Annotated in this window: 20 protein-coding genes; 2 read left to right on the top strand and 18 right to left on the bottom strand. The window is 65.9% G+C overall.

The annotated features are described in order from the left end of the window. Positions 1-49: 49 nt before the first annotated feature. The 15 genes from galE to uraD form a co-directional block, all read right to left on the bottom strand. Positions 50-1,009 (bottom strand): UDP-glucose 4-epimerase GalE, encoded by a 960-nt coding sequence (gene galE, locus ATC04_RS01075; RefSeq protein ID WP_047120498.1) that lies wholly within the window; start codon positions 1,007-1,009, stop codon positions 50-52. After that, positions 1,006-2,190 carry a galactokinase gene (gene galK, locus ATC04_RS01070; RefSeq protein WP_047120499.1) on the bottom strand — a complete coding sequence of 395 codons (1,185 nt, stop codon included), beginning with the start codon at positions 2,188-2,190 and terminating at the stop codon, positions 1,006-1,008. Before galK ends, galE begins: the two co-directional genes overlap by 4 nt. Then, positions 2,190-3,296 carry a galactose-1-phosphate uridylyltransferase gene (gene galT, locus ATC04_RS01065; protein ID WP_047120500.1) on the bottom strand — a complete coding sequence of 369 codons (1,107 nt, stop codon included), beginning with the start codon at positions 3,294-3,296 and terminating at the stop codon, positions 2,190-2,192. Before galT ends, galK begins: the two co-directional genes overlap by 1 nt. Before the next feature lie 42 nt (positions 3,297-3,338). Further along, a complete protein-coding gene (locus tag ATC04_RS01060; protein ID WP_047120501.1) occupies positions 3,339-4,268 on the bottom strand; it encodes an aldose 1-epimerase family protein in 930 nt (309 codons plus the stop codon). Between the two features lie 11 nt (positions 4,269-4,279). Continuing rightward, the gene (gene mmsB / locus ATC04_RS01055) at positions 4,280-5,461 is read right to left on the bottom strand and encodes a multiple monosaccharide ABC transporter permease (protein WP_047120502.1); all 1,182 of its coding nucleotides are present in this window, start codon (positions 5,459-5,461) and stop codon (positions 4,280-4,282) included. Next, entirely contained in the window at positions 5,458-6,996 is a 1,539-nt protein-coding gene (mmsA, locus tag ATC04_RS01050; RefSeq protein WP_047120503.1) for a multiple monosaccharide ABC transporter ATP-binding protein, read from the bottom strand. The genes mmsB and mmsA overlap by 4 nt, the downstream gene beginning before the upstream one ends. A gap of 87 nt (positions 6,997-7,083) precedes the next feature. Further along, complete coding sequence (chvE, locus tag ATC04_RS01045) at positions 7,084-8,253, bottom strand: multiple monosaccharide ABC transporter substrate-binding protein (protein WP_047120504.1); 1,170 nt, start codon at positions 8,251-8,253, stop codon at positions 7,084-7,086. A gap of 244 nt (positions 8,254-8,497) precedes the next feature. Then, positions 8,498-10,009: an L-arabinose isomerase gene (araA, locus tag ATC04_RS01040; RefSeq protein ID WP_047120505.1), complete on the bottom strand. Its 1,512-nt coding sequence runs from the start codon at positions 10,007-10,009 to the stop codon at positions 8,498-8,500. Between the two features lie 7 nt (positions 10,010-10,016). Further along, positions 10,017-10,733, bottom strand: a complete 717-nt coding sequence (locus ATC04_RS01035; RefSeq protein WP_047120506.1) for an L-ribulose-5-phosphate 4-epimerase — start codon at positions 10,731-10,733, stop codon at positions 10,017-10,019. A gap of 11 nt (positions 10,734-10,744) precedes the next feature. Beyond that, the gene (locus ATC04_RS01030) at positions 10,745-12,358 is read right to left on the bottom strand and encodes an FGGY-family carbohydrate kinase (RefSeq protein ID WP_047120507.1); all 1,614 of its coding nucleotides are present in this window, start codon (positions 12,356-12,358) and stop codon (positions 10,745-10,747) included. Positions 12,359-12,522: 164 nt separating this feature from the next. Continuing rightward, on the bottom strand, positions 12,523-13,584 hold the full coding sequence (locus ATC04_RS01025; protein WP_052772550.1) for a LacI family DNA-binding transcriptional regulator: 1,062 nt from the start codon (positions 13,582-13,584) through the stop codon (positions 12,523-12,525). A gap of 139 nt (positions 13,585-13,723) precedes the next feature. Then, entirely contained in the window at positions 13,724-15,259 is a 1,536-nt protein-coding gene (locus tag ATC04_RS01020) for a nucleobase:cation symporter-2 family protein (protein ID WP_047120509.1), read from the bottom strand. Between the two features lie 77 nt (positions 15,260-15,336). Beyond that, positions 15,337-16,260, bottom strand: coding sequence for a factor-independent urate hydroxylase (gene pucL, locus ATC04_RS01015; RefSeq protein ID WP_047120510.1), 924 nt, complete (start codon positions 16,258-16,260; stop codon positions 15,337-15,339). 4 nt (positions 16,261-16,264) lie between these two features. Then, entirely contained in the window at positions 16,265-16,621 is a 357-nt protein-coding gene (uraH, locus tag ATC04_RS01010) for a hydroxyisourate hydrolase (protein WP_047120511.1), read from the bottom strand. A 53-nt stretch (positions 16,622-16,674) separates the two neighbouring features. After that, positions 16,675-17,169, bottom strand: coding sequence for a 2-oxo-4-hydroxy-4-carboxy-5-ureidoimidazoline decarboxylase (gene uraD / locus ATC04_RS01005; protein WP_047120512.1), 495 nt, complete (start codon positions 17,167-17,169; stop codon positions 16,675-16,677). 320 nt (positions 17,170-17,489) lie between these two features. Between uraD and ATC04_RS01000 the strand changes: the two genes are divergently transcribed. Further along, the gene (locus tag ATC04_RS01000) at positions 17,490-17,672 is read left to right on the top strand and encodes a hypothetical protein (protein ID WP_047120513.1); all 183 of its coding nucleotides are present in this window, start codon (positions 17,490-17,492) and stop codon (positions 17,670-17,672) included. A gap of 89 nt (positions 17,673-17,761) precedes the next feature. On the opposite strand, the gene ATC04_RS00995 is transcribed toward ATC04_RS01000, so the two are convergent. From ATC04_RS00995 to ATC04_RS00985, 3 genes are all read right to left on the bottom strand, one after another. Next, on the bottom strand, positions 17,762-18,097 hold the full coding sequence (locus ATC04_RS00995) for a cupin domain-containing protein (RefSeq protein ID WP_047120514.1): 336 nt from the start codon (positions 18,095-18,097) through the stop codon (positions 17,762-17,764). 159 nt (positions 18,098-18,256) lie between these two features. Next, the gene (locus ATC04_RS00990) at positions 18,257-18,781 is read right to left on the bottom strand and encodes a hypothetical protein (protein ID WP_052772551.1); all 525 of its coding nucleotides are present in this window, start codon (positions 18,779-18,781) and stop codon (positions 18,257-18,259) included. A 45-nt stretch (positions 18,782-18,826) separates the two neighbouring features. Further along, positions 18,827-19,486 carry a TetR/AcrR family transcriptional regulator gene (locus tag ATC04_RS00985; protein ID WP_047120516.1) on the bottom strand — a complete coding sequence of 220 codons (660 nt, stop codon included), beginning with the start codon at positions 19,484-19,486 and terminating at the stop codon, positions 18,827-18,829. A 125-nt stretch (positions 19,487-19,611) separates the two neighbouring features. Between ATC04_RS00985 and ATC04_RS00980 the strand changes: the two genes are divergently transcribed. After that, a complete protein-coding gene (locus ATC04_RS00980; RefSeq protein ID WP_047120517.1) occupies positions 19,612-21,897 on the top strand; it encodes an ABC transporter permease in 2,286 nt (761 codons plus the stop codon). Positions 21,898-21,934 lie beyond the last annotated feature (37 nt).

Here is a 21,934-nt window from a genome sequence, read left to right as displayed (position 1 = left end):
TCCACCGCAGCCTTTGCCCGGCCGGTAAGCCCCGGGGCGGGCCGCGTGCCTACCGGGCGCGCGAAGCCCGCCAGGCGCTGTCCACCATGTCCTGCAGGCTGTGGCGCATTCTCCAGCCCAGGTCCCGGGCGGCCAGCGTGCCGTCGGCCACGATGCGCGCGGGGTCCCCAGGGCGCCGCGGCTCGAGCAGCGGGGTGAATCCGATGCCGGTGACCGCTGCGACCGCATCCATGATCTGGCGCACCGAGGCCCCGTCGCCGGAACCCAGGTTGTACACCGGCTCCAGCCCGGATCCGGCCGCCAGCTGCTTCGCCGCCTCGACATGCGCCAGGGCCAGGTCCGCGACGTGCACGTAGTCCCGCACGCAGGTGCCGTCCTCGGTGTCGTAGTCGGTGCCGAAGATCTTCGGGGCCTGGCCCGAGTTCAGCGCGCGGAATACCAGCGGAAACAGGTTATGCGGGCTCGTATCGAACAGCTCCTCGCTGCCCGAGCCGACCACGTTGAAGTAGCGCAGCGAGGTGTGCTTCAGTCCGGCGGCCACCGCCTGGTCGCGGATCAGCCACTCGCCGATCAACTTGCTCTGCCCGTACGGGGACTGGGGGAAGGTGCCGGTCTGCTCAGTGACCAGCGCTTCGCCCGGGGTTCCGTAGACGGCGGCCGAAGAGGAGAACACCATGCGGTCCACGCCAGCCCGTTCCATGGCGGCCAGCAGCCGTGCGGTGCCGGTGGCGTTCTGCTCGAAGGCCAGCAGCGGATGCGACACCGACTCCCCCGCGTACTTGTAGCCGGCCAGATGGATCACGCCGGCCACCTGGTGCTCGACCAGGAGCGCGGTGAGCGTGTCCTCGTCGAGGATGCTCGCCTGGATGAAGGGCACGTGGTCCGGGACGAATTCGCGCAGCCCGCTGGACAGCGAGTCCACCACCACCGGGGCCAGCCCCGCGGCATCCAGCGCGCGGACCACGTGGGATCCGATATATCCGGCGCCGCCGGTCACCAGCCAGCTCATGCCCTGCCCGCCCCCTCGTCGGCGCTGACGGTGAAGATCGACGGCCGCTGGAAGCCGGCCCGGCTGAACGCCCGGTACACCGCCTCGCTGGTTTCCTGGATTTTCCCCCGGTCGATCAGCGCGATGGCGCTGCCGCCGAATCCCCCTCCGGTCATGCGCGCCCCGACGGCGCCCGCGGAACGCGCCGCCTGGACCGCGACGTCGAGCTCGGGCGCGGAAATCTCGTAGTCGTCCCGCATGGATTCGTGGGATTCGTAGAGCAGCCGGCCCACCTCCTGCAGATCCGAGTCCCGCAGCGCGGCCACGGCATCCAGCACCCGGCGGTTTTCGGTGACGATATGCCGGGCCCGGCGCTTGACCAACGGATCCAGCCCTTCCAGCTCCGGCACCGAGCTGATCTCGCGCAGCGAGGCGACCCCCAGGGCGGCGGCTGCCTGCTCGCAGCTGGCGCGGCGGGCCGCATAGCCCCCGTCGATGTGCGAGTGCTCCACCCGGGTGTCGATGACCAGCACCACCGCATTCCAGTGCTCCAGCGGCAGCGGCACCGCGGTGGATTCAAGGCTGCGGCAGTCGAGGAACAGCGCGTGCTCCGCATGGGACATCAGCGAGGCGCTCTGGTCCATGATGCCGGTCGGGGCGCCGACGAACTCGTTCTCCGCGCGCTGGGTCAGCCGGGCCATGCCGGTCTTCTCCAGCTGCAGCCCAAGCAGGTCGTTGAGCGCCACGATGGTCCCGACCTCCAGCGCATGGGAGGATGACAGCCCTGAGCCCACCGGAACGTCCGAGTCGACCAGCAAGTCGAACCCGGTCAGCTCGACGTTTTCCTGCTGCCCCAGCACCCAGGCCACGGAGGCCGGGTACGCGGCCCACCCCGGCACGGCCCCGGGGGCGAGGTCTTCGAGCCGCACGCTGGTCACCTGCTCGCCGCCGAAGGTGGAGGCGAACTGCAGCAGCTGCGGATCCGCGCCCTGCGGATCGCGGCGCCGCACTGCCACCAGGGCGTTTTTGTCGATGGCGAAGGGCAGCACGAAACCCAGGTTGTAGTCGGTGTGCTCGCCGATCAGGTTCACGCGCCCCGGCGCGCGCCACACGCCCTCCGGTTCCTGGCCGTAGATTTTCGCGAAGCCGGCGCGCAGGGCCTGGATGCGCACAGCGGTCCGGCGGGAGTTGCTGGCGCTCACTATCCCACCTCGCGAAGCCGTGCGGCGGTCTGCTCTGCAGGTACGTCGTTGATGAACGCACCCATGGCCGCTTCGGAGCCGGCCAGGTACTTGAGCTTGTCAGCCGCGCGCCGCGGGCTGGTCAGCTGCAGGTGAAGCCGCGACGCCTCGCGGGCGCCGTCGACCAGCGGGGCCTGGTGCCAGGCGGCGATATAGGGGGTCGGAGTCTGGTACAGCGCGTCGAAGCGCCGCAGCAGGCCGCGGTACATGAGCGCCAGCTCGTCCTTTTCTTCCTCGGACAGCGCCGCGAGATCCGCGACGTGGCGGTGCGGCACCAGGTGCGCTTCCAGCGGCCAGCGGGCCGCGTAGGGCACGAAAACCGAGAAGTGCTCGCCCTGCTCGACCATCCGTGAACCGTTTTTTTGTTCAAAATCCAGGATGTCGCCCATCAGGGTGCGGCCGGTTTGCGCCAGGTGCGCCTGCGCCTGCTGCGCCATCTTGTGAGCGGTCGGGGTGAGGTACGGGTAGGCGTAGATCTGGCCGTGCGGGTGGTGCAGCGTCACCCCGATGTCCTGCCCGCGGTTCTCGAAGACGAAGACCTGCTTGATTCCTTCCATGGCCGTCAGCTGCGCGGTGCGCTGCGCCCAGGCTTCCACCACGGTGCGGGCGCGCCGCTCGTCCAGCGAGCCGAAGGATCCTTCGTGGTCCGGGGTGAACACCACGACCTCGCAGCGCCCGACCGCGGCTTCGGGCACGGCGGCGGAGGCTTCCGGCGGGATCTGCCCCAGCAGCGGCCCGAGCGACGGGAAGCGGTTTTCGAACACGACGACGTCGAACTGCTCGGCCGGGATTTCGCTCAGCCTTCCGCCGGTGCTCGGGCACAGCGGGCATTCTTCCTTCGGCGGCAGGTAGGTCCGTGACTGCCGGTGCGCCGCGACGGCCACCCAGTCCCCGGTCAGCCGGTCGTAGCGCAGCTGGCCCGGTTCGCCGCGCGGATCCAGCGGGCGCAGGTCGTGCACCTGGCGGGGCGGCAGGTTTCCGGCATCGGCGAAGAAGATCGCCTCGCGGCCGTCGGCCAGGTGGTGGACGCGGTGGTGGTGTTCGTGAGGTGCGGTGCCCTGCGGCATGGCGTGTTCTCCCATTGACGGTGCACGGTGTGGTGGCGGTTCTCAGCGCGGCTGGACCGGGCCGATGAGCCAGGATGCTTGGTGGCTGGCGCCGGGTTCCAGCGCGATGAGGTGCTGGTGGCTGTTGAAGGCGTCAGGAGGGCAGGTCATCGGTTCCAGCGCCAGTCCCGTACGGTCCAGTTCCGGCTCCGGGCGGTCGGCGGTATGCACCTGGACCCACCGGCAGGCCTCGTCCCAGGTGATCTGGGCGCCGACCCCCTGGGCGTCGGTGACGCTGGCGTGGAAGAGGCCGGAGGAATCCGCCTGCAGGCGGGTATAGGCGTGGTCGATGAAGGTCTGCCCCAGCGCCCGCGGCGCGCGGAAATCCAGCGCCCCGTGATCGAATTGCTCCACCGGCACCAGCCGCCCGGGCAGCAGCCGCTCGCCGCGGGTTTCCTGCACGGCGGCGGCGGGCAGCGTAAGGACCCAGTCCTCCGGCCGGCCGGGGGCGAGCAGGTAGCTGTGCGACCCCCAGCCCAGCGGCGCGGTGTCCCGGCCGATGTTGGCGGCGGTCACCAGCGTGCGCAGCCCGTCCTGATCCAGCCGGAATTCGACGGCCAGCTCCAGCGCGAAGGGGTATCCCTCCTGCGCCGGGAGAAGCGCCGCAAGCCGCAGGGACGAGGCGTCCTCGGCGGTGACGGTGAAATCGGTATTCGCCGCCAGCCCGTGCAGCGCATGCCCGCGCGCCGGCTCGGTCAGCGCCAGCTGGTGTTCGCGGCCCTGCCAGCCGTAGCGCCCATCGACCACCCGGTTGGGCCAGGGGGCCAGCAGCGCCCCGGAGTAGACCGGGCGCGCCCTATCCGTGTCGAAGGGGCGCACCAAGGGCCTGCCCCGGAATTCCAGGCCGGCCAAGGCGGCGCCCACGCTGGCGATGCGCGCGGTGAACCCGTGGGCTTCCAGCGTGGCGATTTTTCCGTTCGCGGTGGTGCGCATGGCGTCCGGGCTCAACTGCCCTGGCCCACGCGGCGCTTGTTGTAGATGTCGAAGGCGACTGCCAGCAGCAGCACGATGCCCTTGACGATCTGCTGGGCGGAGGCGCCCACGCCCATCAGCTGCATGCCGTTGGAGAGCACCGCCATGACCAGGCCGCCGACGATCGCGCCGGTCACGCGGCCCACGCCGCCGGTGGTCGAGGCGCCGCCGATGAAACAGGCGGCGATCGCGTCGAGCTCGAACATGTTGCCGGCGCCCGGCTGAGCGCCGTTGGAGCGCGAGGAGAACACCACGCCGGCCACGCCGGCGAGCATGCCCATGTTGATGAAGATCCAGAAGTTGATCTTCTTGATGTTCACGCCGGAGAGCTTCGCCGCGGACAGGTTGCCGCCGATCGCGTAGACATGGCGTCCGAACACGGTCTTGGTGGTCAGCACGTGGTACGCGATGATGAGCACGCCCAGGATGATCAGCACGATCGGCATGCCGCGGCTGGTGGCGATCTGCCAGAAGAACCACAGGATGATCGCCGCGGAGAGCAGGTTCTTGCCCAGGAACATCGCCATCGACTCGACCTGCTGGCCGTACTTCACGCGCCCCTGACGGGTGCGCCAGGCCGAGACGACCAGGCCGGCCACCGCGATCACGCCGATGACCAGGGTGAAGGTGTCGAAGCCGTAGCCGCCGAGCAGGCCGTTGAGGAAGCCGCCGGCGATCTTCTGGTATCCGGCGGGGAACGGCGAGAGCGAGATGTTGTTCAGCACCTCGTAGGTCAGGCCGCGGAAGAGCAGCATGCCGGCAAGGGTCACGATGAAGGACGGGATCCCCACGATCGCCACCCAGAAACCCTGCCACACCCCGCACAGCGCGCCGGTGAGGATGCCGGCGAGCATGCCGACCCACCAGGGCATTCCGCCCTTGATGACCAGCACCGCCGACACCGCGCCGGTCAGCGCGACCAGCGATCCCACCGACAGGTCGATGTGCCCGCCGACGATCACGATGATCATGCCCAGCGCGAGCACCAGCACGTAGGAGTACTGCAGGACGATGTTGGTGATGTTCGTCGGGCTGAGCAGCAGCCCGTTGGTCAGCACGGTGAACAGCAGCACGATCAGCACGAAGGCGATGTAGATGCCCGAGGTGCGCAGGTTCTTGGTGAAGATGTCTTTCAGCTCGGATGAGATCGTCATCGGGCGCTCTCCCTCTCAATGGTCATGAGCTCCATGAGGCGTTCCTGGGTGGCTTCGGCTCGTGGCAGCTGGCCGGTCATCCGGCCGTAGGCGAGTGTGTAGATGCGGTCGCAGATGCCCAGCAGTTCCGGCAGCTCGGAGGAGATGACCAGCACCGCCTTGCCGGCGGCCGCGAGTTCGTTGATGATCGTGTAGATCTCGTATTTGGCCCCGACGTCGATGCCGCGGGTGGGCTCGTCCAGGATCAGCAGCTCCGGCGCGGTGTGCAGCCATTTGCCCAGCACGACTTTCTGCTGGTTGCCGCCGGAAAGGTTCCCGGTCTTGGCCATGACGTTCGGGGTCTTGATCCGCATGGACTTGCGGTAGTGCTCGGCGATCTGGATTTCCTTGTTGCCGTCCACGAATCCGTTGGAGGAGATCTTTGCCAGTCCTGCCGCGGTGGTGTTCACGCGGATGTCCTCGATGAGGTTCAGGCCGAACTTCTTGCGGTCCTCCGAGACATAGGCGATGCCTGCCTTGATCGCCTTCCCGACGGTGGAGGTGTCCACCTTCCGGCCGTCCATGTGGACCTCGCCGGTGATGGCGCGGCCGTAGCTGTGCCCGAAGACGCTCATCGCCAGTTCGGTGCGCCCGGCCCCCATCAGCCCGGCGATGCCGACGATTTCCCCGGCGCGCACCTGGAGCGAGGCGTTGTCCACGACCTTCCGGTCCTGCTGGGTCGGGTGGTACACCGACCAGTTCTTGACTTCGAAAACGACCTCCCCGATCTGCGGGGTTCGGTCCGGGTAGCGGGCGGAGAGCTCGCGGCCGACCATGCCGCGGATGATGCGGTTCTGGGTGGAGGCCGGGTCCGACATGTCCAGGGCTTCCACCGACTGGCCGTCGCGGATGATGGTGGTGGTGTTCGCGATGTCTTCGATCTCCCCGAGCTTGTGGGAAATGATGATCGAGGTGATTCCCTGCTCGCGTAGCCCGCGCAGCAGCTGCAGCAGGTGGGCGGAGTCCTCGTCGTTCAGGGCCGCGGTGGGCTCGTCGAGGATCAGCAGTTTCACGTTCTTGCTCAGCGCCTTGGCGATTTCAACGAGCTGCTGCTTGCCTACGCCCAGCTGGCCGACCGGGGTGACCGGCAGTTCGTCCAGTCCCACGCGGGCCAGCAGCTTGGCGGCGCGCTGGTTGGTTTCGTTCCAGTCGATGAAGCCGCCGCGCTGGGTTTCGTTGCCCAGGAAGATGTTCTCCGCCACGGACAGGTAGGGCACCAGGGCCAGCTCCTGGTGGATGATGACGATGCCCTGCGCTTCGGAATCCTTGATGTTCGACGCTTTCAGCTCCTGGCCCTCGAACAGGATCCGTCCCTCGTAGCTGCCGTGCGGGTAGACCCCGGAGAGCACTTTCATGAGGGTGGATTTCCCGGCGCCGTTTTCACCGCAGATGGCGTGGATTTCTCCCTGCTGCACGGTGAGGTTGACGCCGTCCAGCGCCTTGACGCCGGGGAAGGTCTTGGTGATGTCCTGCATCTGCAGGATAGTGGTGTCCATGGGTACCCAGGTCCTTGCTGTGATCTTTGGTCGATGCGTCGGGTTGGCGGGCCGTGCCGGCCCGCCAACCCCCAGCCGGTAGGAGCGCTACTTGCTCTGACCGGACTTCACTTCGTCCGCGGTGTAGTAACCGGAGTCAACCAGCAGCTTCTGGATGTTGTCAGCAATCACGATGTCCGATTCCAGCAGGAAGGAAGGAACTGCCTTGACGCCGTTGTTGTACGACTCGGTGTCGTTGGCGGTCGGCTCGCCGCCGCCGGCGTAGGCCTTGACCGCGTCGACGGCCTGGCTGGCCAGCTTGCGGGTGTCCTTGAAGATGGTGGAGTACTGGACTCCGTCATCGATCAGCTTCACCGAGGCGATTTCCGCGTCCTGGCCGCTGACGACCGGCAGCCCGGCCTTGATGTCCTTGCCGTAGCCTGCGTTGCTCAGGGCGGTGATGACGCCGCGGGAGATGCCGTCGAATGGCGAGAGGACGCCGTCCAGCTGGGTCTTGCCGCCGGCGTAGTGCGCGGTCAGCAGGTCTTCCATGCGGCTCTGGGCCTCTTCCTGGCTCCAGCGCAGGGTGGCTGCCTGCTCGATCTTGGTCTGCCCGGACTTGACCACCAGGGTCTTGTCATCCAGGTACGGCTGCAGGGTGTCGATGGCGCCCTTCCAGAAGAAGTGGGCGTTGTTGTCGTCCAGCGATCCGGCGAACAGCTCGATGTTCAGCGGACCCTTCTTGTCGGTCTTGTTGCCGTCGGCATCCAGCAGGCCCAGGCCGGTCAGCAACGAGGTCGCCTGCTGCACGCCGACGTTGTAGTTGTCGAAGGTGACGTAGAAGTCGACGTTTTCCGTGCCGTTGATCAGCCGGTCGTAGGAAATGATCGGGATGTCCTGGTCCGCGGCGGCCTGCAGCTGGTTGGACAGCGCCGTGCCGTCGATCGAGGCGACAACGAGGATATCCGCGCCCTTGGTGATCATCTGGTCGATCTGCTGCTGCTGGGTCGGGATGTCGTCGTTGGCGAACTGCAGGTCCACCGAATAACCGGCTTCCTCCAGCTGCGACTTCACGGCATCGCCGTCGGCGATCCAGCGTTCCGAAGTTTCGGTGGGCATTGCCACGCCGACCTGGATGTCCTCCGGTGCGGTGGATTCTCCGCTACCGGCTCCGGCGCCGCCGCCTGCACCGCTGCCGCCGCATGCGGCGAGGGTCGTGACCAGTGCGACGGATCCGAGGGTTGCCGCAGCCTTGCGGGCCCAGTTATTCCATGCCATTTTTCCTCCTTGAAAAGTCCGCCTCGCCCGGAAATGGGACCCGGCTCACACCATGTTAGCGCTAACAAGTGATATGAGCCACCCTTCCTTACAAAAATATCCTTCCGGGTTCGAGGCAACGAATGTGATCCACGACATTACGCGCAGGTCGTGGAGCCCATCCATCTCGTGACCTGATGTTACTGTCGCGTAATGCGTAGCGGTGATTGCCGGTAGCCGGGAATACCGGATGCCGCCTGAAGTTTCAGAAACCTTGGGCCAGCCGGAAATACGCCTGGTTAACCCGGATCTGCTGGGCGAAGTTGCGCCGGGTGGTTTCCTCGTCGATGACCAGCAACTCGGTGCCCGCGATCTCGGCGAAGATTTCGAACTCTTCAATTCCCGCACCCGTGGACATGACGGTGTGATGCGCTCCGCCGGCAGCCAACCAGGATTCGGTCGAGGTATTGAAGTCCGGACGCGGACGCCACACCGCCCGTGCCACCGGCAGGTTCGGCAGGTCGGCCGGCGGCGCGAGAACGTCCACCACATTTGCCGTCAGGCGGAAGCGTTCTCTCATGTCAGCCATTGATACGACCACCGCTCCCTCGGTTGCGCCGGCGTTGAAGACCATGCGCACCGGGTCCTCGCGCCCGCCGATTCCCAGCGGGTGGATTTCCACGCGGGGTTTTACGGTGGTCAGCGAGGGGCAGATTTCCAGCATGTGCGCACCGAGAATCAGTTCCCTGCCCGGGGTCAGGTCGTAGGTGTAGTCCTCCATGAGCGAAGCGCCGCCGGGAAGCCCTGCACCCATGACCTTGGCCGCGCGCACCAGCACTGCGGTCTTCCAGTCGCCTTCGGCGCCGAAGCCGTAGCCCTTGGCCATCAGGCGCTGCACCGCTAGGCCGGGCAGCTGCCGCAGCCCGCCCAGGTCCTCGAAGTTGGTGGTGAAGGCCCAGGCGTTGGCCTGGCGCAGGAATGTTTCCAGCGCGATCTCCTGCGCCGCGGCATAGCGCAGCGATTCATGGCGCGCGCCTCCCGCACGCAGCTCCTGCGCGACGTCGTAGTCGCGCTCGTATTCAGCGACCAGCGCGTCGACCTGCGCCTGGTCCACCGCGGCCATGGCGTCGACCAGGTCGTTGACCGCCCAGCTGTTCACCGACACCCCGAAGCGGATCTCCGCCTCGGTCTTGTCGCCCTCGGTGACCGCGACATTGCGCATGTTGTCGCCGAATCGCACCAGGTTCAACCCCTGCACCGCATCCCATCCGGCGGCGCCGCGCACCCAGGCGCCAACACGCTTGGCCACGGCCGGGTTGGATACGTGGCCCACCACGGTGGTGCGCGCGGCGCCCAGCCGGGTGGCCAGATAGGCGTACTCGCGGTCGCCGTGGGCCGCCTGGTTCAGGTTCATGAAATCGAAGTCGATCGATTCCCAGGGCAGCTCGACATTTGCCTGCGTGTGCAAGTGCAGCAGCGGCTTGGCCAGCGCCTTCAGGCCGGTGATCCACATCTTGGCAGGGCTGAAGGTGTGCATCCAGGTGATCACGCCCAGAACATTGTCATCCGAGTTGGCGTCGAGCATGGCGCGGCGGATGGAGTCGGAGTCCTTGAGCACCGGCTTCCACACGATGCGGGCGGGAACCTGGGCCGAGGCGTCCAGCGCCTCGGCGACTTCGGTGGACTGCTGCGCCACCTGGCGCAGCGTCTCCTCGCCGTAGAGGTCCTGGCTGCCGGTGAAAAACCAGATCTCCTTGGTGTCATAGGCCTTGGTCATGATGTCCTTACTGTCCGTAGACGTGCTGGTAGCGCTCGTAGAGCGAGTCGATATGGCTGGCGTCGAGAGGCGTAGGTTCGCCCAGCTGGAGCGAGATGTGGACCGTGCGGGCCACCTCCTCGCACATCACCGCGGCCTTGACCGCGGCGCGGGCATCCGGGCCGATGGTGAACGGCCCGTGATTGGCCATCAGCACCGCGGGGCTGCGCGAGCCGGACAACGTGTCCACGATGCCCCGGCCGATGGAGTCGTCCCCGATCACCGCGAAGGGGCCCACCGGGATGGGTCCGCCGAATTCGTCGGCCATCATGGTCAGCACGCACGGGATCGGTTCCCCGCGGGCAGCCCAGGCGGTCGCGTAGGTGGAGTGCGTATGCACCACGCCGCCCACGTGGGGCATGTGCCTGTAGGTGTAGGCATGGGCCGCGGTGTCCGAGGACGGGGCCCGCGTGCCGTCCAGCAGCTGCCCGTCCAGCGTGCAGACCACCATTAATTCGGCGGTCAGCTCGTCATAGGAGACCCCCGAGGGCTTGATGACGAACAGGTCCTGGCTGCCGTCAGCCACCTGAGGGTGGCGCACGCGCTGGGAGACATTGCCGGCGGTCCAGACCACCAGTTCGTAGCGCGGCAGCTCGGCGTGCAGGCCCGCGACGACCTCCCTCACGCGCCGCACCTGATCGCGCATGGCCTCCGGGTAGTCCTGGAGGGTACGGCTTGAACTCATCGATGGCTCCTTCAGATGGCGTGGATGGCGGCGCGCTCGACGGACAGCCCGTCGACGTAGGCGCGCAGGTAGGCGGCGTAGCCGGCCACGTCCGTTGGGTCGGGCAGGACGGTGTTGACTGCGGCACCCGCGAAAACGCGGTCCGCGAGATAGTCGGACAGTTCCAGCTGCGGCTGCTCCGCGCGGGCCAGGCGGTAGGCTGCGAGTACCGCGATGCCCCAGGCACCGCCGTGTCCGGCGGTGCTCCCCACGGCGACGGGGACGTCGAGTGCCGCCGCCAGGAAACGCTGGGCCACGCCGGCAGTGCGGAAAATGCCACCGTGGGCATACATTTTTTCAACCGCCGCGTGTTCGGCAGCCAGGATCCGCATGCCCAGGCTGAGGGTGGCGAAGACCCCGTAGATGTGGGCGCGCATCAGGTTGCCCAGGTTCAGCGAAGAATCCGGGGTGCGCAGGAGAAGCGGACGGCCCTCCTGAAGCCCGGTGACCGGCTCCCCGGAAAGGTAGTTGTAGGCCAGCAGTCCCCCGCCGTCCCGGCAGCCTTCCAGCGCGGCGGCGAACAAGGTCGAGAACACCTTCTCGGAGTCCGCCGGGGAACCCAGCGCGGCCGCGAATTCGCCGAAGACCCCTGCCCAGGCCGCCAGTTCGCTGGCGCCGTTGTTGCAGTGCACCATGGCCACCGGATCCCCGGCGGGGGTGGCCACGAGGTCGATCTCCTGGTGCGGGAAGGCCAACGGGGCATCGAGCACCACCATCGCGAAAATGGAGGTGCCGGCCGAGACATTGCCGGTGCGCGGGGCCGTGGAATTGGTGGCGACCATGCCGGTTCCGGCATCGCCCTCCGGAGGGCAGAAGGCGGCCCCTGGCTGGAGGGTTCCGGACGGATCCAGCAGCCTCGCCCCTTCGGGGCTCAGCCTCCCCGCGTCCTGCCCGGCGGGCAGCACCTGCGGAAGCAGGTCGAACAGCCGCCCGCTGGCTCCGCTGGCTGCAGCGAGTTCGTCGAAGCGCCGCCCCAGCGCTGCATCGTAGCCGCCGGTCGCGCTGTCGATCGGGAACATCCCGGACGCGTCGCCGACCCCCAAGACCCGGCGACCTGTCAGCTTCTGGTGGACGTAGCCAGCGAGCGTCGTCAGGTGCCCGATGCGCGAAGTGTGCTCCTCGCCATCCAGCAGCGCCTGGTAGTAGTGGGCCACCGACCAGCGCAGCGGGATATTCACGCCGAAGGCTTCCGTCAGGGCCGCCGAGGCCTGCCCGGTGGAGGTGTTGCGCCAGGTGCGGAACGGTACCAGCAGCTCGCCGGCCTGGTCGAAGGCGAGATAGCCGTGCATCATCGCGGAAATGCCGATGGCCGCGAACTGCTGGGGTCGTACGCCATGGCGCTTCTCGGCGTCGGCCAGCAGCATGGCAACTGCCTCCTGGAGTCCGGAGGCGACAGCTTCGAGCGAATAGGTCCAGGTGCGCTCCACGTACTGGTTTTCCCAGGCGTGGCTGCCGCTGGCCAGTTGCTCATGGTCCGCCCCGATGAGGCTCGCCTTGATGTTGGTGGATCCGAATTCAATGCCCAATACGGCCTGCCCGGCGGCAATGCAGTCGCGCGCGGCGCTCTCGGTCGGCACAACAGCCATGGGTACTCCATCCTCGGCCCCGGTGCGGGGCAGCGTCTTTACAGCGTCAACCCCTCGGGAGCGAAAACGGGGGCTGACGGGAACTTGGACTTAATGTTAGCGCTAACAAAATGAGATGCGCAATACATTCGGAGCTATTCTGCTCAGACCGCGGCGGCTGGAACCTATGCGGAGGGAGGCGGTGCGGTGCTCGCCCTGATCACCATGGTCGGGGCGGTCACGCGCGGCAGCGAATTCCCTTGGTCGGGGCTGAGCAGCTCGTTCAGGGCCGCCTGGCCGACCTCTTCGAAGGGCTGGCGTACCGTGGTGAGCGCCGGAATCAGGTAGTTGGATACCTGCAGGTCGTCGAACCCGGCGACCGACACGTCCTGCGGCACGTTCACGCCGCCCTCCCAGAAGGCGCGCAGCAGGCCGATGGCCAGGTAGTCGTTGGCGGCGAACACCGCTGTCACCTCGCCGGCGCGCACCTGCTCCACAAGGCGCTGGCCGGCTTCATAGCCGCTGGGAGACAGCCATGATTCGGCCGGAACCTCGATGGCGGGGGCCTTCGCGGCGGACATCTCCTCGCGCCAGCCGATCTTGCGTTCAACCGCATCGAACCATCCGGTGGGGCCCGAGACGTGGGCGATCTTCCGATGGCCCAGCGCCAGCAGGTGGCGGGTGGCCTGCCGGGCGCCCTCTCGCTGGTCGACGTACACGTAGCGCGCCGGGTCGTCGTCCGGAACGGAGGTGCGCGCGGCCACCACGACCACTGGCACCTTCAAGTTCGCTGCATCGATGGCATCGGTGATCTTCTCGAACGGCGCAACCACGACGACCCCGTCCACCCCTTGGTCGATCAGGTGGTTCAGCGCTGCCATGGAGGTACGCACGTCGTAGCGGTCCAGCGCGGTGACGGTCACGAAGTATCCCTTGCTGCGGGCGGCCGCCTCGATGGCCAGCACCGTGGACTGCGGTCCGAAGAACTCGCTGCCGACCGTCAGGATCCCGACGATGCTCGAATGGGAGGTGGCCAGCGTGCGGGCCGCGCGGTTGCGGCGGTAGCTGAGCTGCTCGATGGCTTCCAACACGCGTTCGCGGGTTCCCTGGCGGACGTTGGGGTGGTCGTTCAGCACCCGGGAGACGGTTTGATGGGATACCCCGGCCACCACCGCGACGTCGGCCATGGACGGCGGACGGTGCGCGGCTGGCCCTTCAGTGGGCTGAACAGTATTCACATCCGTCATTATTGCAAACCATTCCTCCCGCCAACACGGGCGAACGCCCGCAGGCGCATGGCCTGCGGGCGTTGAGCCCGCTCAGGATGGATCCTTGTCCATCTTTTCGCGATCGTTCTTGTTTTGTTCGGGATCCCCCGGGTCAGACTCAGTGCTCCGAGCTCCCGGCGAGCCTGGGTGCAGGCATCTGGATCGCTCCGGTCTGGATCTTCTCGTAGTCTTCGGAAGTGACCACGGGAATCTCGTAGCCGTCCTTGTCGATCAGCTTGCCGCCCTCGAAGTGGTCTCCTTCGATCAGGCCGCAGACTTCCTCTTCCTTCACCATGCGCGGCGGGGCCGCGGCAAAGACCGAGTTGTCCTTAGTGTTGCCGGCCTGCAGGACGTTGAATAGCAGGTTCAGCAGCACCGCCATGACGGCGGCCGAGGAGATCCCCGAGTGGAAGATGGTCTGGAACCACACCGGGAAGCTCTCGTAGAAGTCCGGCTTCACGATCGGCACGCAGCCGAAGGCGATGGAGGCCGCCACGATGATCAGGTTCTTGCCGTCGTACTTGACCTTGGACAGGGTGCGGATGCCCGAGGCGGCCACGGTGCCGAACAGGACGATGCCTGCGCCGCCCAGGACCGGGGTCGGGATCGCGGCCACCACGCGGCCCAGGACGGGCAGCAGGCCGAGGACCACCAGGATGCCGCCGCCGGCGGCGACCACGAAACGGCTGGTGATGCCGGTGATGGCGACCAGGCCGACGTTCTGCGCGAAGGCGGACTGGGTGAAGGTGTTGAAAATCGGAGCGATTGCGGAGGAGGCCATGTCGGCACGCAGGCCGTCGGCGATGCGCTTGGAGTCGACCTTGGTATTGGCGATTTCACCGACGGCCAGGATGTCTGCGGTGGTCTCGGTCAGGATTACGAGCACCACAATGGTCATCGAGATGATGCCGCCGATTTCGAAGATCGGCATGCCGAAGGCCAGCGGCTGCGGGAAGGCGAAGATCGAGCCGTTGCCGACCTTGGAGAAGTCCGCCATTCCCAGCAGGGCGGCGGCGACGGTGCCGATGACGATCGCCAGCAGGATGGACATGCGGGAGATCGCGGCATTGCCGACCTTCGAGAGCAGGATGACTACCAGCAGGGTGCCGGCGGCCAAGCCGATGTTGGCCAGCGACCCGTAGTCATCCGCCTTGGCATTCCCGCCCATGGCCCAGTTGGCGGCCACGGGAGTCAGGGAGATGCCGATCATCGTGATGACCGTGCCGGTGACGACCGGCGGGAAGAATCTGATGACCCTCGCAAAGAACGGGGCAATGAGGAAGCCGATGAGCGACGCCACGAGAACCGCGCCAAAGACCGCTTGGATGCCGCCTCCTCCGTTGACGATGGCGACCATGGTGGCCACCGAGGCGAAGGACGTGCCCTGCACCAGCGGGAGTTGCGCGCCGAAGAACGGGATGCCGATGGTCTGCAGGATAGTGGCCAGGCCGCCCACGAACAGGCAACTGGCGACGAGCAGGCCGATTTCTTCGGGTGATAGACCGGCTGCGCTGCCGATAATCAGCGGCGGCGCGATGATGCCGCCGTACATGGTCAAGACGTGCTGCAAACCGTAGGCAAAAGTCTTGCCTAGTGGTAACTTGGCATCTTCGGGACGCGTCCCTTTGATAGATTCATCTTGTGTAGCGCTCATGGCTGACCTCCTAAGTCAGTCGCTGCCAAGGGTGTGCCGATGTGTCCGCATCGGCACACCCTCGCCGCTTATCAAAATTAGATAAATGCTGGAATGTTCGACCAGATCGGGTGCTTGGCTGCGCCGCCCTCACGGGTCACGGTGGCTTCGATCAGGCCGTATGGACGGTCCGCGGCGAAGAACACTTCATTCGGGTTGTCCTGGCCGAAGACCTCGAGGTCCACCAGGAAGTGGTGCTTGTTCGGCAGCGAGAACTTGATCTCGGCGATCTGCTCGTTGGCCTCCAGCGCGGCCTTGCCCATCTCGAACATGGTGTGCTGCAGCGCCAGCGAGTGGGTGTTGGCGAACAGCGTCAGCAGCTGCTCGCGCACCGAGGCATAGACCGCGTTGAAGTCGATGCCCGCCTCGATGGCTTCCGAGGTGTAGCGCCAGCGGGCGGTCACGTCGGTGGCCAGGATGCGGTCGCTGGTTTCCTTCAGGGTGGTGTAGCGGTCGACCGGGAAACCATGGAACTCGGAGCCGGTGGACTTCAGGACGGTCAGGTCCTCCAGACCGGCGACGATGCTCTTGGAGCCGTCTTCAGCGATTTCCAGCACCGCGGTGCGGACCTCGTTCTTGTTCTTCGAGAAGGCGTGGTCGTGGTCGTTGATGCGGTCCCAGAAGTACTGCTGGGCCGCCCAGCGGCCGCCGGTGATCCACTCGAACTCGCCGGTGAAGTGGGCGCCCAGGCGGAGCAGGAATTCCTCCGGGCTGTTCACACCGTCGCGGGCCAGGCCGTAGACGGTGTTCTTCTGGGTGTCGGTCGGGACGACCTTGCCGTTGTCCCCCTCCAGGTGGGCTTCGGTGAAGTCGCCGTGCAGCTGGCTGGTGACGTTCAGGTCTTCGATCTGGTGGCGGGCGGTGTCGCGGGTGATCTTGACCAGGCGGACCTCGGCCTTGCCGTACTGGTTCTCGCCAAGGACGATGCCGGTGGATGCTGGGGCGGTGATTTCGGTAGTCATTGTTCTAACTCCCTCGGTACGTGGAATATGCAAACGGGCTGATAAGAAGAGGTACGTGGTAGTGCTCATCGACGTTGTTGACGTAGAAGTCGATGGTTACCCCGGGGAAGAAGCTTTCCGTTCCCTGCTTCCCGAAGTAGTCCCCGATTTCGAATGAAACCCGGTAGTGGCCTGCTTCAACCTGAGTCGGGCCGAGGTTCTTGATGCGGCCGTCCGCATCGGTGATCCCCGAGCCGATTTCTTGCCAGCCGGATGCCGTCTTGGCTTCCAGCGTGGCCTTGACACCGGAGGATGGCCTCCCGGTCCCGGTGTCGAGAATGTGGGTGGTGATGTGGCTGCGCTCTGCGCTGGCATCTGCCATGTGTTCGTCTCCTGACTAATGAGTCGGTCGCTGGAGGGAAGGTGCTCTGGAAGTTAGTTCTTGACCGCGTCCTGCAGTCGCAGCAGGGCAATTTGGCGCAGCTGGTCGGCTACTTCGGCCAGCTCCGCCTCGTCGGTGTTTTCCAGTCGTCGCTGGCATTCGGCGAGGATTTCCTCGCTGCTTCGCCCGGCGGCGCGGATGAGGAAGACGCGGTCGAAGCGCTGTTCATAGGCCCGGTTGGCCGCGGCAAGGCGTTCGATGATGTCCGCATTGAGGTCCAGGGCCGCCTGCTCTCCGCGGGAGAGGGTTGCTTCCTGGCTGTTTCCGCCGGCTCGTTCTCCGATGCGCGGGTGATGAGCCAAGGCCGCGGCGATTTCGTCGCGGTTGAATGGTGCGGCGCTGCGGGTTGCGGACTCGTGGAGGGCAGCCAGCGAGGAGAAGGGGCGAGCAGAAACCAGATCATTGATCCAGCGCTCAACATCGATGCACGGACGCAGAATTTCGGCCGCTTCGGCGGCGGAGACTTCATTGAATACGTTGAGGTGCATCGGGTGCTCAGCTCATTTCTAGCTCAAGGGTTAACCCAGGGAGCTTTAGCTGAACACCCTTACCACCGAAAAATTCGGCTTCGACTAGATGTTGGCTCCGTGGAACTTGTTCACCACTGTAAGCCAGTTCACACCATGGCCGTCAAGTCGTGTTCCAAAAAAACTTGGATAAGTCAGACTTTAGGGTTTTTTCCGCACCATGGATAAGTTTTTTTGCCCGGGACTATTGCCATCAGTGCAGTGAGACCCCCATACTAGTTTCGTAAAGCAAAATAAAACTTCCATAATTCGGAAGTTGAACCATCTGAAGGAGGGTCGCAATGACCGCTATCAATCCAGCCAACTTCAACTGCTCACCGGAGGGACAGCGTCTGGTCGCGGCCACCGAGGCACTGCGGACAGGGCTCTTTCAACCGATCGAGAACCTGGACCCCGACATCGCTCCGCGCATCCGCATCACCCCGCAGGCGCCGAGCATCTGGACCAAGCTCTTCGGCCGGTAACCAGCACTGCACCTAGGTGCACCCACAAACTGCGTAGAGACCATTCTCCTGAGGCGTCGGGCATGGTCTCTGCGTTATTTAACGGGAAGTCACCGCCCGTTCTTGGCCACGCTCAAGAGAATGCTCGATTCCTCCAGCGCGGTGACCTGGATGCGGCCGTCGGGAAGGACCAGCAGGTCCTGGCTGCGCCCTTCCCACTGCTCGCCGCCCGAGCTGATGCGGATCCTTCCGGAAATCACCAGAATGGTGGCCTCGCCCGGGTTTTCATGCTCCTGCAGCTCGGTGCCCCGCGCCAGAGCCATCACCGTTTGCCGCATGACGTGCTCGTGCCCGCCGAAGACCGTGCGCGCCGCACGACCGTTGCTGGCGTTCACTGCTTCGCGCAATTCAGTGCGCGCAATGGCCGCAAGTGAAAATTTCTTCATGTCATCCCCATTCCGCAGGCGATACTGCCGTCAATGCCCCGAGCAGGTCAGACTCCGCCCGGCACCTTGGCTTACAGCATGTCCTGCAGTTCGGTGCTGGTCAAGGAATTCACGCCGATCCACCCTCCGGACACCGAGACATATCGCACCCGAGTGCGCCTAGGAATGGGCCAGCAGCTGCAACGCGATGACCACGACGCCGACCAGGACGAGCACGAGCATCAGCCACAGGGTGCGCCAGAAGCCGAGCTTGCTCCGGCGCAAAGAGAGCCAGGCAAAGAATGCCAACGCCGCCACGAGCATCCACTGCCCCCCGATCAGCGCCGTGGACGTGGAGAAGACCCCGAGCGCGCTGAGACCCAACAGGATCAGCGGACCGACAATGGCTCCACCAGCTCCCCACGCGACTTCCAGCTGGTGGCGCAGCTCTGCGCGTGTGGGCAGCGACGCGTGGACCGTCGAGTGGGAAATCAGGTCGGCAACCAGTCCTGCCATCAGGATCGCGGCCACGGTCACCAGCAGGCTCACGGCCGATGCCCCGGGTTTCGGGTCATGGCTGTGCAGGTTCATGGCCAGCAGCACCGCGAGCGCGGTGAAGGTCACGTAGACGCGCTCCTTCAGCCTGCTGGCCATCTCCTGGGGCGAGGGCTGGTCATCGCTTCGGGATTTTCCGTTGCTTTTCATGGTGTCCTTCGATACGTCGGTTGATCTGCGGATTGTCCTCGGCTTCTATCCGCGGGATGGCCCGCCGAAATCGAGGAACTCGGATTTCGCGGTGCTCGGGGCGGCGACCATGCCCACGATGGAGTCGACCAGGAAGTAGCCGAGCTCCTCCCAGGTCGCCGCATGCTCCCCCTCGGCCACCTGGCGCTCGAACTCCGCGCTGATCCCGAGCACCATATAGCCGAGGATTCCCGCGCGGGCTCGGAGCACCGAAGCGGGAATGCCGCGCAGTTCGTGGCGCGTCCTGCCCACCAGATCGGCCTGCAGCTCATCACCACGGAGCATTTCTGCGCCGATTCCGGACAGGCCCGGGTAGCCGCGCACCTGATAGAGGAACTGCGCCCGGCAGAATGGCTCGGGTTGGGCGGCCAGGTAGTAGATCCACGGCAGCACCCGATGGGTTACCACTTCGCGCAGGCCGCCGTCGAGGTCCTCGCTGACCGGCAGGGCCTCCCGGAATTCCGAAACTTCGGTGATGGCGCGGCGGATCAGCGCATTGAGCAGGTCGTCGCGGGTCCCGAAATGGTACTTGATCGCCGAATGGTTCGCCGTGCCGGCATGTTCGGTGATCTTCCGGTTCGAGACGCCATCGATTCCATGGATGGCGAAGAGTTCTTCCGCCGCATCCATCAGCGCCTCCCGCGCCTTGTCGCTATGCCTGCTCATGCCCGTACGACCCTTCCTCCGTGCCGCTTGCTTCGGTCGCCAAGTCTATCCTCATGACCTTCACAGGTAATTTTACGCCATGTGGCGTAAATTAGTTGATAGACTGCAACGAAGGCATTTTTCGAATGCAGTTTAAACAGATCAATATCGAGGAGCACGACAGCTTGAGCAACCACACCACCGGCCCCGGACACCAGGCTCCGCCCCGGCGGAAGTCCAGGACGGAGGGGGAACCCCTCGATCCGCAGGCACTCGCGGCCAAACGCGCCAAGGCGGAGAAGATCGGGCGCACCGCGGCAGTTTTCATCATGCCGCTGCTGATCGTCGGCATGATGATCTGGGGTTACCTCGGTGCCATGCACCACCAGGAGGCCCGGGACATGCCGGTGGCCATCGCAGCAACCAGCACCGCTCAGGCCGAGGACTTCGCCGCCGCGCTGGAGCAGGCCAACGCCGAGGCAGTGGAAATCAGCATTGTCGACTCCCAGCGCGAGGCCCGCGACGAGGTCTACGACCGCGACGCCAGCGCCGCGGTCTTCCTGGACGGGAAGAACGCCACCTTCTACACCGCCGGCGGTGCCGGCGTATCAGCCGCCTCCTCCATCCAGGCAGTGATCACCCCGGTGATGCTCGAGCAGGACCTGAAGATCTCGGCCGAGGATGTCGCCCCGCTTCCGGCGAACGACCCGAGCGGCATGGGCGCGATGTTCCTGGCCACCGCGATGGTCACCGCCGGCTACATGCCGTGGTCGATGGCCTTCTCAAACTCCCCCGAGCTGCTGCGCCGCCGCCGCGCCTTGCCGCTGCTGGCGGGCTGGTCCCTGCTGATGTCCGCGCTGGGCGCGCTGATCGCCGGACCGATCCTGGGTGTGCTTGACGGCGCGCAGAGCGTGCAGGTCATGGGTGTGCTTGCGCTCGGCGTATTCGCCGTGGGCGCCGGTCAGTTGCTGCTGACCCGCCTGTTCGGCGCGATGGCGGTGATTCCGGGGATGTTCCTGTTCATGGTGCTCGGCCAGCCGGCCTCCAACCTGGGCATGTCCATCCACGTGCTGCCCGAGTTCTACACCTTCCTGCACCAGTTCCTGCCGATGCCCGCCCTCGGCGAGGCCCTGCGCTCGGTGATGTACTTCAACGGCGACGGGGCGGCAATCCACCTGCTGATCCTGACCATCGGCGCCGTAGCCGCGCTGCTGCTGACCCAGGTGATCGACAACGCCCGCACCGCCAAGGGCAAGAGCACCATTCCCACCGAGATCAACGTGGCAGGCCTGCACGGCGGCCCGCGCCCGAAGAGCAATGCCTGGCGCTACATCACCCTGGGCGCCATCCCGCTGGGCATGGTCGGCGTCATGTTGACCTTCATGCTCGGCGCCATGCAGTCCCCGACCGTGCGCGACATGCCGGTGGCCGTGGTGGGTTCCACCATCGAGCAGGCCGAGCAGACCGCCGCGGGACTGGAAGGCGACATGGAGGGCATGTTCGACTTCACCGTGCTGGATGACCCCGAAGAGGCCAAGTCCCTGATCTCCCAGCAGGACCTGGCCGGCGTATTTGTGCTGCCCACCGCGGAGAACCCGCAGGCCGTGCTGTACACGGCCCAGGCCTCGGGCAACTCCAACGTCCAGGTGCTGAGCACCGTCTTCGGCCAAGTGGCCGGCGCGCAGCAGCTGCCGCTTGACCACCAGGAACTGGCTCCGCTGCCCGAGGGTGACAATGTCGGCATGACCGCCATGTACCTTGGCATGGGCTGGATCATGGCGGGCTTCATGGTGATCATCGTCGGCGACACCGCCGCCCCGCACGCCCGCCGGCTGAAGAACCTGCTGCCGCTGCTGGCAGGCTACTCGGTCTTCATGTCCGCCGTGCTCTACCTGATTGCCGGCCCGTTCACCGGTGCGGTCCACGGGCACTTCTGGGCCCTGCTGGGCACCGGAGCACTGGCCATCTTCTCGGTGGCGCTGTTCAGCACGATCTTCAGCCGCCTGATGGGCATGCTCGCCATGCTGCCGATCCTGGCAGTGGTGATGTTCCTGGGTGTTCCTGCCTCCAATGCGTCGCTGTCGATCTACATGGTGCCGCAGGCCTTCGGATGGCTGCATGACATCCTGCCGATGCCTGCCGCCACAGAATCCATCCGCTCGATCCTCTACTTCGATTCGGTCGGCGTCGGTTCCCACCTGATCACCCTGGCCCTGTGGGGCCTGATCAGCCTGGCCGTGGTCATGGTCCTAGACCAGATCAAGCCGGTTCGCGGCCACATGCATCCGGTGCCTGAGGAGGTGCTGGCCGAGCTCAGGGGCCAGACTCCGGCGGACAAGGCCGCCCTGGCCGCCGAATCCGCCAATGAGATCGATGATGAGGCCAGCCACCTGGCCGATGACGAGCTCGAGAAGGACGCGCTGGGCGTCTAGCCGCCTCAACGCCAGCCGTGCCCCGGGGACTTCCCCC

It is taken from the genome of Arthrobacter sp. YC-RL1, assembly GCF_001454985.1.
Taxonomy (GTDB): Bacteria; Actinomycetota; Actinomycetes; order Actinomycetales; family Micrococcaceae; genus Glutamicibacter; species Glutamicibacter soli.
This window is presented reverse-complemented; position numbering and strand designations above follow the sequence as displayed.

Coding starts and splice junctions, on each gene's coding strand:
- ATC04_RS00985 (WP_047120516.1), bottom strand. CDS start 19,486: ATGAGCAGGCATAGCGACAAGGCGCGGGAGGCGCTGATGGATGCGGCG.
- uraH (WP_047120511.1), bottom strand. CDS start 16,621: ATGGCAGATGCCAGCGCAGAGCGCAGCCACATCACCACCCACATTCTC.
- ATC04_RS01060 (WP_047120501.1), bottom strand. CDS start 4,268: ATGCGCACCACCGCGAACGGAAAAATCGCCACGCTGGAAGCCCACGGG.
- uraD (WP_047120512.1), bottom strand. CDS start 17,169: ATGCACCTCAACGTATTCAATGAAGTCTCCGCCGCCGAAGCGGCCGAA.
- ATC04_RS00980 (WP_047120517.1), top strand. CDS start 19,612: ATGCAGTTTAAACAGATCAATATCGAGGAGCACGACAGCTTGAGCAAC.
- ATC04_RS01000 (WP_047120513.1), top strand. CDS start 17,490: ATGACCGCTATCAATCCAGCCAACTTCAACTGCTCACCGGAGGGACAG.
- galE (WP_047120498.1), bottom strand. CDS start 1,009: ATGAGCTGGCTGGTGACCGGCGGCGCCGGATATATCGGATCCCACGTG.
- galT (WP_047120500.1), bottom strand. CDS start 3,296: ATGCCGCAGGGCACCGCACCTCACGAACACCACCACCGCGTCCACCAC.
- chvE (WP_047120504.1), bottom strand. CDS start 8,253: ATGGCATGGAATAACTGGGCCCGCAAGGCTGCGGCAACCCTCGGATCC.
- ATC04_RS01030 (WP_047120507.1), bottom strand. CDS start 12,358: ATGGCTGTTGTGCCGACCGAGAGCGCCGCGCGCGACTGCATTGCCGCC.
- araA (WP_047120505.1), bottom strand. CDS start 10,009: ATGACCAAGGCCTATGACACCAAGGAGATCTGGTTTTTCACCGGCAGC.
- ATC04_RS00990 (WP_052772551.1), bottom strand. CDS start 18,781: ATGAAAAGCAACGGAAAATCCCGAAGCGATGACCAGCCCTCGCCCCAG.
- ATC04_RS00995 (WP_047120514.1), bottom strand. CDS start 18,097: ATGAAGAAATTTTCACTTGCGGCCATTGCGCGCACTGAATTGCGCGAA.
- ATC04_RS01025 (WP_052772550.1), bottom strand. CDS start 13,584: ATGACGGATGTGAATACTGTTCAGCCCACTGAAGGGCCAGCCGCGCAC.
- mmsA (WP_047120503.1), bottom strand. CDS start 6,996: ATGGACACCACTATCCTGCAGATGCAGGACATCACCAAGACCTTCCCC.
- ATC04_RS01020 (WP_047120509.1), bottom strand. CDS start 15,259: ATGAGCGCTACACAAGATGAATCTATCAAAGGGACGCGTCCCGAAGAT.
- mmsB (WP_047120502.1), bottom strand. CDS start 5,461: ATGACGATCTCATCCGAGCTGAAAGACATCTTCACCAAGAACCTGCGC.
- ATC04_RS01035 (WP_047120506.1), bottom strand. CDS start 10,733: ATGAGTTCAAGCCGTACCCTCCAGGACTACCCGGAGGCCATGCGCGAT.
- pucL (WP_047120510.1), bottom strand. CDS start 16,260: ATGACTACCGAAATCACCGCCCCAGCATCCACCGGCATCGTCCTTGGC.